This window comes from Pseudomonas sp. IT-P176, from assembly GCF_949767245.1.
Lineage (GTDB): Bacteria > Pseudomonadota > Gammaproteobacteria > Pseudomonadales > Pseudomonadaceae > Aquipseudomonas.
In genome coordinates, this window is record NZ_CATKPN010000022.1 from 149,948 (window position 1) to 166,826 (window position 16,879).

A 16,879-nucleotide genomic window follows, 5' to 3' on the forward strand; every position below is an offset into this window, starting at 1 on the left:
CCTCAAGCCGGGATCGCGACTTTGTCGAGCAGGCGGTCGAGCACCTGATCGGCCGTCACGCCATCGGCCACGGCGTCGTAGCTCAATTGCAGGCGATGGCGCAGCACCGGATGGGCCACGGCGCGTACATTGTCCGGGGTGACGAAGTCCTGTCCTTGCAGCCAGGCATCCGCGCGCGCACAGCGATCCAGGCCAATGCCGCCACGTGGGCTGGCGCCGATGGCGATCCAGCGGCCGAGGTCGGCGTCGTAGTCGGCCGGGTGGCGGGTGGCATTGATCAAATCGATCAGGTAGCGATCGATGGCCGGCGCCACACTGACCGCGCTGACTTCACGGCGCGCGGCGAAGATCACCTCCTGGCTCAGGGAAAATCCTCCTGGCGCCTCGGTCTTGGCGCCCTGGGCCTGCTCTTCTTCACGCAGCAGGCGCAGGACCTGGCTTTCGTTGTCCGCACTCGGGTAATCCAGCAGGACCTTCATCAGGAACCGGTCCATCTGCGCTTCGGGCAGCGGGTAGGTGCCTTCCTGCTCGATCGGGTTCTGGGTCGCGACCACGATAAACAACTCAGGCAGCACGTGGCTGTTGCCGGCTACGGTGATCTGGCGTTCTTCCATGGCTTCGAGCAGCGCCGCCTGGACCTTGGCCGGGGCCCGGTTGATCTCGTCCGCCAGAATCAGGTTGCCGAACAACGGGCCTGGCTGGAACTGGATCTGGTTCTGCCCGTCGACCTGGTGCAGCACCTCGGCGCCGGTGATGTCGGAGGGCAGCAGGTCAGGGGTGAACTGGATCCGGCTCATCTTCGCATCCAGGTGCTTGGCCAGCGCCTTGACGGTGCGGGTCTTGGCCAGTCCAGGCAAGCTTTCGAGCAGCAGGTGGCCGTTGGCCAAGAGACCGAGCATGATCTGGCGGATGACCTGATCCTGGCCAAGTACCGCCTCGGCAATGCTGGCTTGCAGGGCGTTGATGTCATTAAGCGCTGTCATGGGACGGTCCTTTGCGTAGACGGGTTAAAACATGAACGTTGGCATAACCGGGATAAACGATAGACCCAAGTTTCAACTACCACTAATAAGATCATCCCGGTGAATGGCCAAAGACTGGACCCGGACGTATCCTTGAAGATCCCATCGCTCAGCTCTCTCTTACCAGGCGTACTGAAGACGCAGGGTCCAGGTGTTGACGTCCGGCGAACCGCTGCGTTCGGCGACGGTGTCGGAATAGGCGATCAGGCCGCCGAACTGCGGCGAGAGCATGAAACCCAGGCTGGCGCCGAGGATGCCGTTCTCTTGCTTGTTGTCCTGCCAGTCACCGTTGATCCGGGTTTCGCCGCCGCGGTTGTACGTGGCATCCAGCGATGCCCACAGCGCACGGTTGAAGGTGTAGCTGTAGTGTCCTTCAATGGCGTACAGGGCCTTTTGTTCGAGCGTGCCGTCGCCGTGGTAGTCATCGTTGTCGCCGTACAGCGAGACGTAGGTGTTGAGCTCCAGCCAGGTCGGGCCGATTGGCGTGCCAAAGGCAACTTCCGGCTTGAAGGCCCAGCGGTTGGCGCCGATGTTGATCACCCGGTTCTTGTCATAGTCGCCCGTGGGAGCGGTGACCCAGAGTGCGCCGGTGAGGAAGGTTTCCGGGGTCCAGTTGGCAAACTCCTCCTGGGTCAGCGCCGGGCCGCCGAAGAGGTTGTGCACCAGCACTACCTGGGTGTCGGCCATGCCGCCGTTGCGCTTGGTGCCCTTGAAGAACTCGGCGTTGTCGAACGAGGCGGAGATGTCGGCGTAAGGCTGCAGGACCTGGATCGCGCTGTTGCGCCCGTCAATGGCGAACGAGCGGGCAAATCGGGCGATGTACAGGTCGGCATTGACCGACAGGCCGTCTAGCGGCAACGCGGTGTCGATCGGGGTGTTGCTGTCGATCCGGTTGTAATAGCCGAAGACCATGTTCAGGTCGGTCGGCAGGTTCTGCCAGTCCCGGGCGTTGTCGGCAGCGGCGAGAACAGGTGTCAACGCCAGGGTGAAGACGCCCAAGCGACCCAGTTTGGAGGTAAAACCCATCGGTATGCTCCTTGCAGAAGGTAATTCGGCTGGGCCGGCTTGATCAGTTGATCGGTGTCAGTGCTGGCTGTTTCCACTGGCCATTGGCGACTTCGGGCTTGGGCAGGTACAAGCGCAATACCGCATAGAACGGGCCGTGGGGTGCTGGCAACCAGTTGCTGCGCTGCTCCTTGAGTGGCACCGAGTGCTGCACGTAGAGGGTCAAGCCGCCATCGGCATCGCGCTTGAGGTTGGGCAGCATGCGTGAATTGATCAGGTAGCGTTGCTGGTGGTTGGCTACCAGCAGCTTGCTCTTGCCGTCGTACATGGTCAGCGACCAGAAGGCATCCGCCGGCGGCAATTGGTCCTTGGCAAAGTGCAGGGTGTAGCTGTGCTTGGCGCCGTTGGCCGGTTTTCCGCTGCTGTCGACGAAGTAACCGATATACGCCGCTTCATCGGCGGAGTTGCCGAAGATGCCCATGTTGGCGCCCGCGTAGCGGTACAGGTAGTTGTTGTCCAGGTGGTCACGGGTGCCGAAGAAGTCGCCGCTGACGACCTGATGGGTGTCCACCTGGTCTTTCTTGAAGGCGGCGAACTCGGCCTTTGCGTCACTGATGCCATCGTCCAGGGCCTTGCGTTGTTCGACACTGAGGGCCTTGAGGTCGAACGGCTGGCCGGCAACGATGCCGATCCTGGCGAAACGCGCGAGCAGGTCTTTCTCGGAGTCCTGGGCCGGGGCGAAGGCCAGCATGAAATTCAGGTAGCGAAACAGCTCCGGGCTGTCGGTCATGCTGGCGGTCGGTTTCGGCCAACTGATCTTCGCCGGGGTCGCCGGTGCCGGTTGCTTGAGGTATTGGCTCAGGGTCTGGACCTTGTAGTTGCCCTGGATTTTCCGGACCTTTTCCAGGTCTTTGTCATCGAACAGTTGGGTGCGATAGAGGGCGTAGGCGATGTTGCTTTCGCTGCGCACCACGCGATCGATGTTGACCGGTTGCTGGCCTTTCCAATCCGGCCCGACCACCATGAAGTGTCCGCCTTTGTTACCGGTGCTGCGGGTGCCCAGGTACGCGAAGTTGTGCGTGAAGAGGTCGATCAGTTGCACCGAGTAATAACGCTCCTCGGCTATCTGCGGCAAAGTCAGGACCAGCGGTTCGGCGCGCAGGTCCATCCACACGAAGGAGTAGGGGGTGTCCGAGTTGGGCGTGACAAACGCAGTGTCCTTGGGCGTGAACACCTTGGCGGTGTTGCCGATACGGTTGAACGGTGCCTTGAAATTCGCCCCTGTCTTGTCCACGGCCTGGGTGTACAGGGTCTTGTACATCTCCACCACCGGGAAGCCGTAGAGGTAGGCCTCCTTGGCAATCCCGCGGGCCTCTTCGGGGCTGGCCGTGAAATCGGCCCAGGCGCTGGCGCTGAGCAGCAGCGAGACGCCAGCGAGCAACAGACGGGTCGGTTTTGCAAAAGTCATGGCACTGTCCTGTGGGTCGCGCGGTTATTTGCCGAAGGTCACGTTGATGCCGGCAAACAGCGTGAACTGCGGCAGGCCATCACCCTTGCGCTCGACCGTCCATTGCGGTTCAACGAAGGCGTTGATGATGTTGCTGCCGGATTTCCAGGCCTTGCCCGCACCAAAACCGATGGGGATGTAATGGGTGTTGTTCTTCAGGTCGAAGGTCCAGGTGCCCGTGGAGCGCAGGTACCAGCCTTTTTCCAGGTTGTGCATGAGAAAAGGCTGCAAGGTGGCGGTTTCGACGTGTGCCCGGTCGTGGTCACCAGCGAACGAGCTTTGATACTGCACCAGTGCGCCCAGCAGGCCACGGGGCGTCGCATCGATGGCCACGGCGGCCAGGCCAGCCTGCCATTTGCCGGTGCCCAACTCATCCTGTTCGGCGGTCGGCGCGGTGATCTGCGGGCCGATGCCCAACTGCACGCCTTCGGTCTTGAGCAGGAAAATGTCGAACAGGTTCAGATCACCGATGCCGGTGCTGTAGCCACTGTGTGGATCGGGGCGGGTGCTGATGGGCAGGGTCGCGCGCAGCAACTGCGGGACTGCGATGAAGTCATTGGCGGCCATCGGCAAGGTGCCGCGCAACAAGGCATCGTTGGTGTGGGCGTTGCTGTCGAAGAGTTGCGGGGTGTAGTAGTCCTGAAGGTTGGCGCCGGGCGCCAGGCTCAGCGGGTTGTTGCTCTTGTTGGCGGTCTCGGCGTTGTCGGCCAGCGCACCAGCAGCAGGCAGCAGTGTGACGGCCAGCAGCAGGACGCTGCTTGAAATTCCCTTTGACATCGTTCCTTCATATCCCTGTTGGCTCGATTGATGGTCGATTGCTTTGTAGTATTTATTCTGGAGAGCCGTAGGACGAGTCAGGCTTGGTTAGCATTAAACACGGTAACGACCGCTCGTCGTCATTAAATATTTCGATATGTGTCGCAGTTCACTTAAAGTTTTTCAATAAAATCCATTGGATTCATTGGATTAAGCGGGGAATGTGCGGTGAAGCCTCAACAGCTGAGGTCGAGTCTTGGGCGTTGACGATCCGTGAGGTCTGCAACTGGCATTTCAGGGATGAAATGTTCAAAGCGGCCGCAGTTCGCGCCAGTTCCAGGGGTGTGTTTCGCGGTCATTGCGATGAATTGTCTGACAGCTTGCCGGGGTAGGCTCACCGGCACATTCGTGGTTAACTTTGGCTCCTCGCAACACCAGACGATTGTTCATAACCACTGCATTAATAAGGATACTGTTCATGGCTCAAGTCACTCTCAAAGGCAACCCAGTCCAGGTCAACGGCCAACTGCCACAAGCCGGTGCCAAGGCACCAGCCTTTTCCCTGGTTGCCGGCAATCTGTCGGACGTGACCCTGGCGGACTTCGCCGGCAAACGTAAAGTGCTGAACATTTTCCCAAGCGTCGACACCCCGACCTGCGCGACCTCGGTGCGCACCTTCAACGCCCAGGCCAATGACGTGGCCAACACCGTGGTGCTGTGCATCTCGGCTGACCTGCCGTTCGCCCAGGCCCGCTTCTGCGGCGCCGAAGGCCTGGAAAACGTGCAGAACCTGTCCACCCTGCGGGGTGCCGAGTTCATCGAAAACTACGGCGTAGCGATTGCCGATGGCCCACTCAAAGGCCTGACTGCCCGTGCCGTGGTGGTGCTGGACGAAAACGACAACGTGCTGCACAGCGAGCTGGTGAAAGAAATCGCCGAAGAGCCTAACTACGCAGCAGCGTTGGCCGTTCTCAAGTAATAGGCTTTACAATTATTCACGGCCTGGCTCTGTCCAGGCCGTTTTCATTTGTGCTTCAGTAATTTAGCAAACACTCGCAAAAGTCAGCTGAAGGTAAATTGCCGGTAAAGGCGCTTTGCTAAAAGGCCTCTAGTGCTTATCTTTCAGCCTCCCGTATAAAGATGCCCACGCGCCCAATGGTTAATCACTCCATGCAATCCTCCGCTTCCCGTAATTCTCGTCGCTGGCTGTTCGGCCTGCTGGTCCTGCTGCTGGTTGGCGGCCTGTGCTGGAAATTCTGGCCCAGCAGCTCCGCCAGCAAGGATGCCCCGGCATCCAAGGCGGCGGCCGGCCATACCGGCAGGGCAGGTGGCATGCGCCCGGGTTTCGGTGGCGCGGCGGGGGCGGTTCCGGTGCGGGTGGCTCCAGCGGTACTCGGCGATTTCCCGCTGTACTACAAGGCCCTGGGCACTGTTACCGCGCTCAACACTATCAATGTGCGCAGTCGGGTCGGCGGCGAACTGGTGAAGATCGCCTTCGAAGAAGGGCAGATGGTCAAGGCCGGCGACCTGCTCGCCGAGATCGATCCGCGCCCGTACCAGAACGCCTTGCTCCAGGCCGAAGGGACCCTGCTGCAGAACCAGGCTCAATTGAAAAACGCCCTGGTGGACCTGGAACGCTACCGCGGCCTGTACGCCGAGGACAGCATCGCCAAGCAGACCCTGGATACCGCCGCCGCGCTGGTGGGCCAGTACCAGGGGACGGTCAAGACCAATCAGGCTGCGGTCAACGACGCCAAGCTCAACCTTGAATTCACCCGCATCCGCGCGCCGATTACCGGGCGTGTCGGCCTGCGCCAGCTGGACGTCGGCAACCTGGTGGCGGCCAACGACACCACGGCCCTGGCGATCATCACCCAGACCCAACCGATCAGCGTGGCCTTCACCTTGCCGGAGAACAGCCTCGACGTCGTGCTGGCCCGCTACCGCTCCGGGGCCAAGCTGCCGGTCGAAGCCTGGGACCGTGGCGACACCCAGTTGCAAGCCACCGGCGTACTGCAGAGCCTGGACAACCAGATCGACACCACCACCGGCACTTTGAAATTCAAGGCGCGCTACGACAACCGTGACCAGGCGCTGTTCCCCAATCAGTTCGTCAACGTGCGTTTGCTCGCTGACACCCTCAAGGGGGTGATCCTGGCGCCCTCGGCGGCAATTCAGTTCGGCACCAACGGCACGTTTGTCTACGCCCTGGATGGCGACAAGAAAGTCACCATTCGCCCACTGAAAATCGGCGCCACCGACGGCGACAACACCGTGATCAAGGAAGGCCTCAAGCCAGGTGACCGGGTGGTGCTGGAAGGCACCGATCGCCTGAAAGAGGGCAGCGAGGTGGAGGTGGTCAACGACAGCAACCAAGTCCCGGCCGCGCCGGCCGACAACCTCCACAGCCAGGCGAGCGATGCCGCGCCTGCACCAGAGGCCAATGGCAAGGCGCATAAGGGCGGCGCATGAACATCTCCCGCCTGTTCATCCTGCGTCCGGTCGCGACTACCCTGAGCATGCTGGCCATCGTTCTGGCCGGCCTGATCGCCTATCGCCTGCTGCCGGTCTCGGCACTGCCCCAGGTGGACTATCCGACCATTCGGGTCATGACCCTGTACCCCGGCGCCAGTCCGGACGTAATGACCAGTGCGGTCACCGCGCCCCTGGAGCGGCAGTTCGGGCAAATGCCCGGCCTGACCCAGATGGCCTCGACCAGCTCCGGCGGCGCTTCGGTGCTGACCCTGCGCTTCAACCTCGATATCAACATGGACGTCGCCGAGCAACAGGTGCAGGCCGCGATCAACGCCGCCAGCAACCTGCTGCCCAACGATTTGCCGGCACCGCCGGTGTACAACAAGGTCAACCCGGCGGACACCCCGGTGCTGACCCTGGCGATCACCTCCAAAACCATGCTGCTGCCCAAACTCAACGACCTGGTCGATACGCGCATGGCGCAGAAAATCGCCCAGATCAGCGGCGTCGGCATGGTCAGCATCGCCGGCGGACAACGCCAGGCGGTGCGGATCAAGGTCAACCCCGAGGCCCTGGCGGCCAACGGCCTGAACCTGTCGGATGTGCGCACCCTGATTGCCGCTTCCAACGTCAACCAGCCCAAGGGCAACTTCGACGGCCCGACCCGGGTGTCGATGCTCGACGCCAACGACCAGTTGACCTCGCCCAAGGACTACGCCGAACTGATCCTTGCCTACAACAATGGCGCGCCATTGCGGCTCAAGGATGTCGCGCAGATCGTCGATGGCGCCGAGAACGAGCGCCTCGCGGCCTGGGCCAACGAAAACCAGGCGGTGCTGCTCAATATCCAGCGCCAGCCGGGGGCCAACGTGATCGAGGTGGTTGACCGGATCAAGGCGCTGCTGCCGAGCATCACCGACAACCTGCCGGCCGGGCTGGATGTCACGGTGCTGACCGATCGCACCCAGACCATCCGTGCCTCGGTCACCGACGTGCAGCACGAATTGCTGATCGCCATCGCCCTGGTGGTGATGGTGACCTTCCTGTTCCTGCGCCGCGTCAGCGCCACCATCATCCCTTCGATTGCCGTGCCGCTGTCGTTGATCGGCACCTTCGGGGTGATGTACCTGGCCGGTTTTTCGGTCAACAACCTGACCCTGATGGCCCTGACCATCGCCACGGGGTTTGTGGTCGACGACGCGATCGTCATGCTGGAGAATATTTCGCGCTACATCGAGGAGGGCGACAGCCCGCTGCAGGCGGCACTCAAGGGCGCGAAGCAGATCGGTTTCACCTTGATCTCCCTGACCTTGTCGCTGATCGCGGTGCTGATTCCGCTGCTGTTCATGGCCGACGTGGTCGGGCGGCTGTTCCGCGAGTTCGCCATCACCCTGGCGGTGGCGATCCTGATTTCCCTGGTGGTGTCCCTGACCCTGACGCCGATGATGTGTGCACGCTTGCTCAAGCCTGAGCCCAAGCCTGAAGAGCAGGGCCGTTTCTACCGTGCCAGCGGCGCGTGCATCGACTGGATGATCGCCGCCTACGGACGCAAGTTGCAGTGGGTGCTCAAGCACCAGCCGCTGACCCTGATGGTGGCCATCGGCACCCTGGCTCTCACTGTGTTCCTCTACATGATCGTGCCCAAGGGCTTCTTTCCGGTGCAGGACACCGGGGTGATCCAGGGGATTTCCGAAGCGCCGCAGTCCATCTCCTTCGCCGCCATGAGCCAGCGCCAACAGGAACTGGCCAAGATCATCCTGCAAGACCCGGCGGTGCAAAGCCTGTCGTCCTATATAGGCGTGGACGGCGACAACGCCACGCTCAACAGCGGCCGCCTGCTGATCAACCTCAAGCCGCACAAGGATCGCGACCTCAGCGCAGCCCAGGTGATCACCCGCTTGCAGCCACAACTGGACAAGCTGGTGGGCATTCGCCTGTTCATGCAGCCGGTGCAGGACCTGACTATCGAAGACCGGGTCAGTCGCACCCAATACCAGTTCAGCATGTCGTCACCGGATGCCGAGTTACTCAGCCTGTGGAGCGGCCGCCTGGTCGAAGCCCTGGGCCACCAGCCGGAGCTGACCGACGTCGCCAGTGACCTGCAGGACAAGGGCCTGCAGGTGTACCTGGTAATCGACCGCGACGCGGCTTCGCGCATCGGCGTGTCGGTGGCCAACATCACCGATGCCCTGTACGACGCCTTCGGCCAGCGGCAGATCTCGACCATCTACACCCAGGCCAGCCAGTACCGCGTGGTGCTGCAGGCCAAGGATGGCGAGAAGATCGGCCCGCAGGCGCTGGAGCAGATCCACGTCAAGACCACCGACGGCGGCCAGGTTCGATTGTCCAGCCTGGCGCGCATCGAGGAACGCCAGGCCCAACTGTCGATCGCCCATATCGGCCAGTTCCCGGCGGTGATGATGTCGTTCAACCTGGCGCCCGGCGTGGCATTGGGGCAGGCGGTGGAACTGATCGAACAGGTGCAGAAGGACATCGGCATGCCACTGGGCGTGCAGAGCCAGTTCCAGGGTGCGGCCCAGGCGTTCCAGGCCTCGTTGTCGAGTACCTTGCTGCTGATCCTGGCGGCCGTGGTGACCATGTACATCGTGCTCGGGGTGCTCTACGAGAGTTACATCCACCCGATCACGATTCTGTCGACCTTACCCTCGGCGGCAGTCGGGGCCTTGCTGGCGTTGCTCTTGAGTGGCAATGACCTGGGGATGATCGCGATCATCGGCATCATCCTGTTGATTGGTATCGTCAAGAAAAACGCGATCATGATGATCGACTTTGCCCTCGAGGCCGAGCGCAACCAGGGCATGGACCCGGCGACGGCGATCTATCAGGCGGCGCTGCTGCGCTTCCGGCCGATCCTGATGACCACCCTTGCAGCGCTGTTCGGTGCGGTGCCGCTGATGCTGGCCACCGGTTCCGGCGCGGAACTGCGCCAGCCCCTGGGCCTGGTGATGGTCGGCGGGCTGTTGGTCAGCCAGGTGCTGACGCTGTTCACCACGCCGGTGATCTACCTGTACTTCGACCGCCTTGGGCGGCGCTGGCGGCCCGCGCCTGAGCGCCTGGAGTCGGTAGAACAGCCATGAACCTGTCCGGACCTTTCATCAAGCGCCCGGTCGCGACCATGCTGCTGAGCCTGGCGATCATGCTCCTGGGCGGCGTCAGCTTCGGCCTGCTGCCCGTATCGCCACTGCCGCAAATGGACTTCCCGGTGATCGTGGTCCAGGCCAGCCTGCCGGGTGCCAGCCCCGAGGTGATGGCCTCCACCGTGGCCACTCCGCTGGAGCGCTCCTTTGGCGCCATCGCCGGGGTCAACACCATGAGCAGCCGCTCCAGCCAGGGCTCGACGCGGGTGATCCTGCAATTTGACCTGGACCGCGACATCAATGGCGCGGCGCGGGAAGTGCAGGCGGCAATCAACGCCTCGCGCAACCTGTTGCCCAGCGGCATGCGCAGCATGCCCACCTACAAGAAGGTCAACCCGTCCCAGGCGCCGATCATGGTGCTGTCGCTGACCTCGGACGTGCTGGAAAAAGGCCAGCTGTATGACCTGGCCTCGACCATCCTCTCGCAAAGCCTGTCCCAGGTGCCGGGCGTGGGCGAAGTGCAGATCGGCGGCAGCTCGTTGCCGGCGGTGCGCATCGAGCTCGAGCCGCAGTTGCTCAACCAGTACGGCGTGGCCCTGGATGACGTGCGCAACACCATTGCCAACGCCAACGTGCGCCGGCCCAAAGGCTCGATCGAAGACGATCAGCGGATGTGGCAGGTGCAGGCCAACGACCAGTTGGAGAAGGCCAAGGACTACGAACCACTGATCATCCGCTACCAGAACGGCTCGGCGTTGCGCCTCAGTGACGTGGCCAAGGTCAGCGACGGCGTCGAGGACCGCTACAACAGCGGCTTCTTCAACGACGACTCGGCAGTGCTGCTGGTGATCAACCGCCAGGCCGGCGCCAACATCATCGAGACGGTCGACGAGATCAAGGCGCAATTGCCGGCCTTGCAGGCGGTGCTGCCGGCCAGCGTCAAGCTGAACCTGGCGATGGACCGTTCGCCGGTGATCAAAGCCACCCTGCACGAAGCGGAAATGACCCTGCTGATTGCCGTGGGGCTGGTGATCCTGGTGGTGTTCCTGTTCCTCGGCAACTTCCGCGCCTCGCTGATCCCGACGCTGGCGGTCCCGGTGTCGCTGGTCGGCACCTTTGCGGTGATGTACCTCTATGGTTTTTCCCTGAACAACCTGTCGCTGATGGCGTTGATCCTGGCCACCGGGCTGGTGGTGGACGATGCCATCGTGGTGCTGGAGAACATTTCCCGGCACATCGACGATGGCATCGCCCCGATGAAGGCGGCGTACCTGGGGGCCCAGGAAGTCGGCTTCACCCTGTTGTCGATGAACGTCTCGCTGGTGGCGGTGTTCCTCTCGATCCTGTTCATGGGCGGGATTATCGAGAGCCTGTTCCGCGAATTCTCCATCACCTTGGCCGCCTCGATCGTGGTCTCGCTGGTGGTGTCCTTGACCCTGACCCCGATGCTCTGCGCCCGCTGGTTGAAACCCCATACCCCAGGCCAGGAAAACCGCCTGCAGCGCGGCAGCCGCAAGGCCAATGACTGGATGGTCAAGTACTACGCCAGCAGCCTGGACTGGGTACTGCGCCATCCGCGCCTGACCCTGTTCAGCCTGTTCATCACTATCGGCGTCAACGTGGCGCTGTACGTGGTGGTACCCAAGACCTTCCTGCCACAGCAGGACACCGGCCAACTGATCGGCTTTGTGCGCGGTGACGATGGGCTGTCGTTCAGCGTGATGCAGCCGAAAATGGAGATCTTCCGCCGCGCGGTGCTCAAGGACGATGCGGTGGAAAGCGTCGCTGGGTTCATCGGCGGCAGCAACGGTACCAACAACGCCTTCATGCTGGTGCGCCTCAAGCCGATCAAGGAACGTAACCTGTCGGCGCAGAAAGTCATCGAGCGCCTGCGCAAGGAAATGCCCAAGGTGCCCGGCGCGCAACTGATGCTGATGGCCGACCAGGACCTGCAGTTTGGCGGTGGCCGCGAGCAGCAGTCGTCGCAATACAGCTACATCCTGCAAAGCGGTGACCTGTCGGCGCTGCGCGAGTGGTACCCGAAAGTGGTGACGGCGCTCAAGGCCCTGCCGGAGCTCACCGCCATCGACGCCCGCGAGGGCAGTGGTGCGGCGCAAGTGACACTGGTGGTCGACCGGGACCAGGCCAAGCGCCTGGGCATCGACATGGCCATGGTCACCTCGGTGCTCAACAACGCCTACAGCCAGCGGCAGATCTCCACCATCTACGACAGCCTCAACCAGTACCAGGTGGTGATGGAGGTCAATCCCAAATATGCCCAGGACCCGATCACCCTCAACCAGGTGCAAGTGATCACCTCGACCGGCGCGCGGATTCCGCTGTCGGCCATTGCCCACTACGAAAACAGCCTGGAAAACGACCGCGTCAGCCACGAAGGGCAGTTTGCTTCCGAGAGCATCGCCTTTGACATGGCTGAAGGCGTGACCGTGGAGCAGGGTGGGGCTGCCATTGAACGGGCGATCGCCAAGCTCGGTTTGCCAGAGGAAGTGACCGCCAAGATGGCCGGCACCGCCGACGCCTTTGCCGCGACCCAGAAGAGCCAGCCGTGGATGATCCTCGGCGCCTTGCTGGCGGTCTACCTGGTGCTTGGGGTGCTGTATGAAAGCTACGTGCACCCGCTGACCATTCTCTCCACGCTACCGTCCGCCGGGGTCGGCGCCTTGCTGTCGATCTATGTGCTGGGCGGCGAGTTCAGCCTGATCTCATTGCTGGGATTGTTCCTGCTGATCGGCGTGGTGAAGAAAAACGCCATCCTGATGATCGACCTGGCGCTGCAACTCGAGCGCCATCAGGGTCTGGCGCCGCTGGAATCGATCCGCAGCGCCTGCCTGTTGCGCTTGCGTCCGATCCTGATGACCACCCTGGCCGCCATCCTCGGCGCCTTGCCCTTGCTGCTCGGCAGTGCCGAGGGCGCGGAAATGCGCCAGCCGCTGGGCCTGACCATCATTGGCGGGCTGATCTTCAGCCAGGTGCTGACGCTCTACACCACCCCGGTGGTCTACCTCTATCTCGACCGTTTGCGCCACCGGGTCAACCGCTGGCGTGGGGTTCGTACCGATGCTGCTCTGGAAACCGCGCTATGACTGACCGTTACCCACTCAACCGCGACTGCCTGTCGCCCCAGCGCCTGGTGACGGCCCGTGGCTCGCGATTGCTGAGCCTTTCCCTCAGCGCCCTGATGCTCAGTGCCTGCGCCGTCGGCCCGGACTATCAGCGCCCCAGCGTCGCAGAACCGGCCCAGTACAAGCAGGCACAGGGCTGGCGCCAGGCTAATCCGAGCGATTCCCTGGCCCGTGGCGCCTGGTGGGAGCTGTATGGCGATCAGCAGCTCAATGGCCTGGTGGAAAAACTCAACAGCTCCAACCAGACCGTCGCCCAGGCCGAGGCCCAGTACCGTCAGGCCCAGGCCCTGGTCGCCAGCGCGCGGGGCGCGTTTTACCCCACGGTCGACCTGAGCGCCGGGAAAACCCGCTCCAGCCAGGGCACGGGGAGCAGCAGTTCATCCTTGAGCAGTTCCAGCAGTGGCATCCGCAACACCTACAACACGCAGTTGGGGGTGAGTTGGGAAGCGGATATCTGGGGCAAGCTGCGCCGCGGCCTGGAGGCCAACGAGGCCAGCGCCGAGGCGAGCTTTGCGGACCTGGCGGCCATGCGCCTGAGCCAGCAATCGGAGCTGGTACAGAATTACCTGCAACTGCGGGTCATCGATCAGCAACGGCGCCTGCTGCAGGCCACCGTGGAAAACTACCAGCGCTCGCTGAAAATGACCGAAAACCAGTACCGCGCCGGGGTGTCTGGCAAGGACGCGGTGTCCCAGGCCCAGACCCAGCTCAAAAGCACCCAGGCCGACATGATCGACCTGATCTGGCAGCGCGCGCAGTTCGAGAACGCCATTGCGGTGTTGATGGGCCAGGCGCCCGCCGAATTCACCCTGGCCGAAACCCAGGACATCCCGGACTTGCCCGAAGTGCCGTTGGGCCTGCCTTCGCAATTGCTCGAACGGCGTCCGGATATTGCCTCGGCCGAGCGCTCGGTGATTGCTGCCAACGCCAATATCGGCGTGGCCAAGGCCGCCTACTACCCGGACCTGACCCTGAGCCTGTCCGGTGGTTACAGCAGCAGTACCTCGACCGACCTGATCAGCTTGCCCAACCGTTTCTGGTCGGTGGGGCCGCAACTCAACCTGCCATTGTTCGACGGCGGCCAGCGCTCGGCGGAAGTCGATCGCAACGAGGCGCTGTATGACCAGACCGTGGCCAAGTACCGGCAGACCGTCCTCGACGGGTTTCGCGAGGTAGAAAACTACCTGGTCCAGCTCAGGGTCCTGGGCGACGAAGCCGTGGTGCGCCAGCAGGCGCTGGATGCCGCTCGGGAGTCGTTGCGCCTGATCCAGAACCAGTACAAGGCCGGCTTGATCGCCTACCTCGACGTGGTGGTGGTGCAGGCCACGGCCTTGAGCAACGAGCGCAGTGTGCTGACCTTGCAGCAGAGCCGACTGATCGCCAGCGTGCAGTTGATTGCGGCGTTGGGCGGCGGTTGGGACGGGCAATTGATACCCGCTGAAAGCCAATGACCTAGGCTCCGTAAGGGCTTGTCGAGCTTGTTACAGTCTTTCTGTCGCGCTGGTGGCCTTTTGATTACTTTGCAGGTGCTTTCGCCCTTGGAATCAGTACAATCGGCAACTTTCGCCCAGGGTGCACGGACGCTTCAGCCAGGGCATAGTCGAGAAGTCTGATGCTCATCGGTAACTATTCCCCTGCGCTGGTCCTGATTTCGCTCTGCGTGGCTATTTTGGCGTCCTACACCGCCCTCGACATGACCGGGCGTATCGCTACGGCGAAGGGGCGAGCGGCCCACCTGTGGACCGTCGGCGGTGCACTGGCCATGGGCGTCGGAGTCTGGTCCATGCACTTTATCGGCATGCTGGCCTTCAGTTTGCCGATCGACCTGGGCTATGACTTCGGCATCACGGCCTTGTCGCTGCTGATCGCCATTCTCTCCTGCGGTTTTGCCCTGTGGCTGGTCAGCCAACCCCAGTTACCTGCCTGGCAGTTGGGGTTTGGTGCCTTGATCATGGGGACGGGCATCAGCGCCATGCACTACACGGGCATGGCAGCCATGCGCATGACCCCTGGCATCGACTATGACCCGAGTCTGTTCGGCGCCTCCCTGTTGATTGCGGTGGGGGCATCTGCCGCAGCGCTGTGGATCGCCTTCCGCCTGCGCCAGAACACGCCCTATGTGCGCTTCGCCCGTGGTGGGGCGGCGGTGATCATGGGCCTGGCCATTGTCGGCATGCATTACACCGGGATGGCTGCGGCACGCTTTGCCGATGGCAGCTTCTGCGGTGCGGCGGTCGATGGATTGAGCGGCAAGGGCCTGGACAATCTGGTGCTGGTGACCACGTTGGCGGTGCTGAGCATTGCCTTGCTGACTTCGATTCTCGACGCGCGCCTTGAGGCGCGCACCTCGGAGCTGGCCAATTCCCTGACCCTGGCCAACCGCGAACTGACCCAACTGGCGCTGCATGACACCCTGACCGGGCTGCCCAACCGGGTGTTGCTGGCCGACCGCATCGACCAGGCCATGCTCATGGTGCAGGAACAAAGCGGCTGTTTTGCCCTGATGTTCATCGACCTGGACGGCTTTAAACCGGTCAACGATGCCTTCGGGCATCACATGGGCGATCAGTTGCTGCGTGAGGTCAGCGTGCGCCTGCGCGAGGACTTGCGTAGCCAGGACACCCTGGCGCGGATCGGCGGTGACGAGTTCGTGTTGCTGGTGCAACTGCACGAGCCGGACGATGCGCTGCGCTTGGCAGCGCGCCAGGTGGGCCTGCTTTCCCGGGTATTCCGGGTCGGTGAGCACGATCTACAGATCTCGGCCAGCATCGGCATTGCGGTCTATCCCGGCAACGGCCACACCGCGCAAGAGCTGTTGATGAACGCCGACGCGGCGATGTACCACGCCAAGGGTACTGGCAAGAATGGCTATCGCTTCTTCGATGTGTCGATGAACAACAACGCGCGGCGCCAGTTGCAGTTGCTGCAGGACCTGCGCAACGCGCTCGAACAGGATCAGTTCCGGTTGTATTACCAGCCCAAGTTCGATGCCAGCAACGGTCATCCGGTGGGGGCCGAAGCGCTGTTGCGCTGGGAGCACCCGACCCAGGGCATGCTGCTGCCGGACAAGTTCATCGAACTGGCGGAAAAAACCGGCTTGATCATCCCGATTGGCGATTGGGTGCTCAATGAAGCCTGCCGGCAGATGCGCCTCTGGCATCTGCAGGGCTACACCAACTGGCGCATCGCGGTGAACCTCTCGGCGCTGCAGTTCTGTCACACCGAGTTGGTCCACAGCGTCGCCAAGGCCCTGGCTACCCACGGCCTGCCTGCCAACAGCCTGACCCTGGAAATCACCGAAACCACGGCCATGAGCGACGCGGACGCGAGCATGACGGTGCTCAATCAGCTATCGGAAATGGGTGTCGACCTGTCCATTGATGACTTTGGCACCGGTTACTCGAGCCTGATGTACCTCAAGCGCCTGCCCGCCAACGAGCTGAAAATCGATCGCGGCTTCGTGCGCGACCTGGAGCGCGACAGCGATGACGCCGCGATCGTCTCGGCCATCGTTGCCTTGGGCCAGGCATTGGGGCTGCGGATCGTTGCCGAGGGCGTGGAAACCGACATGCAGCAGGATTTCCTGACCCAGTTGGGCTGCGATTCGCTGCAAGGCTACCTGCTGGGCCACCCGTTGCCGGCGGAACGCTTCATGCTCGACATCCATCGGGCGGAGCAGGTGGTGTAGGAGCAAGGCTTGCCCGCGATGGGCATAGGTTTCTACACAGCTGTGGTGCGACGTTGCACCTGTGGGCCTCTGGGGTGTTGGATTAGACCGCGTACATATCCATTTCTGCGGTAACGACCACCTATGGTTCCGCTTTTACAGCGGCTCACTTTTGAACAGCGCAAAAGTAAGCAAAAGGCTCTTAC

10 protein-coding genes are annotated in these 16,879 nt (G+C 62.4%); 6 read left to right on the forward strand and 4 right to left on the reverse strand.

Annotated features, from left to right (window positions below):
* Positions 1-2: 2 nt before the first annotated feature.
* From ACM6IP_RS01640 to ACM6IP_RS01655, 4 genes are all read right to left on the reverse strand, one after another.
* Entirely contained in the window at positions 3-983 is a 981-nt protein-coding gene (locus ACM6IP_RS01640) for an AAA family ATPase (protein WP_414860799.1), read from the reverse strand.
* Positions 984-1,142: 159 nt separating this feature from the next.
* A complete protein-coding gene (locus tag ACM6IP_RS01645; RefSeq protein WP_414860800.1) occupies positions 1,143-2,048 on the reverse strand; it encodes a transporter in 906 nt (301 codons plus the stop codon).
* Between the two features lie 43 nt (positions 2,049-2,091).
* The gene (locus ACM6IP_RS01650) at positions 2,092-3,495 is read right to left on the reverse strand and encodes a DUF1254 domain-containing protein (RefSeq protein WP_414860801.1); all 1,404 of its coding nucleotides are present in this window, start codon (positions 3,493-3,495) and stop codon (positions 2,092-2,094) included.
* Between the two features lie 24 nt (positions 3,496-3,519).
* Positions 3,520-4,311 (reverse strand): hypothetical protein, encoded by a 792-nt coding sequence (locus ACM6IP_RS01655; protein ID WP_095168773.1) that lies wholly within the window; start codon positions 4,309-4,311, stop codon positions 3,520-3,522.
* Positions 4,312-4,768: 457 nt separating this feature from the next.
* Here ACM6IP_RS01655 and tpx point away from each other — a divergent pair, with 457 nt between their 5' ends.
* The 6 genes from tpx (at position 4,769) to ACM6IP_RS01685 (ending at position 16,694) form a co-directional block, all read left to right on the forward strand.
* Entirely contained in the window at positions 4,769-5,269 is a 501-nt protein-coding gene (gene tpx, locus ACM6IP_RS01660; protein ID WP_095168772.1) for a thiol peroxidase, read from the forward strand.
* A 176-nt stretch (positions 5,270-5,445) separates the two neighbouring features.
* A complete protein-coding gene (locus ACM6IP_RS01665) occupies positions 5,446-6,762 on the forward strand; it encodes an MdtA/MuxA family multidrug efflux RND transporter periplasmic adaptor subunit (RefSeq protein WP_401131111.1) in 1,317 nt (438 codons plus the stop codon).
* Positions 6,759-9,863 carry an MdtB/MuxB family multidrug efflux RND transporter permease subunit gene (locus ACM6IP_RS01670; protein ID WP_095168770.1) on the forward strand — a complete coding sequence of 1,035 codons (3,105 nt, stop codon included), beginning with the start codon at positions 6,759-6,761 and terminating at the stop codon, positions 9,861-9,863. The genes ACM6IP_RS01665 and ACM6IP_RS01670 overlap by 4 nt, the downstream gene beginning before the upstream one ends.
* Positions 9,860-12,967 (forward strand): efflux RND transporter permease subunit, encoded by a 3,108-nt coding sequence (locus ACM6IP_RS01675; RefSeq protein ID WP_414860802.1) that lies wholly within the window; start codon positions 9,860-9,862, stop codon positions 12,965-12,967. Before ACM6IP_RS01670 ends, ACM6IP_RS01675 begins: the two co-directional genes overlap by 4 nt.
* Positions 12,964-14,457, forward strand: coding sequence for an efflux transporter outer membrane subunit (locus tag ACM6IP_RS01680; RefSeq protein WP_401131107.1), 1,494 nt, complete (start codon positions 12,964-12,966; stop codon positions 14,455-14,457). The genes ACM6IP_RS01675 and ACM6IP_RS01680 overlap by 4 nt, the downstream gene beginning before the upstream one ends.
* A 161-nt stretch (positions 14,458-14,618) precedes the next feature.
* Entirely contained in the window at positions 14,619-16,694 is a 2,076-nt protein-coding gene (locus ACM6IP_RS01685; RefSeq protein ID WP_414860803.1) for a putative bifunctional diguanylate cyclase/phosphodiesterase, read from the forward strand.
* Positions 16,695-16,879 lie beyond the last annotated feature (185 nt).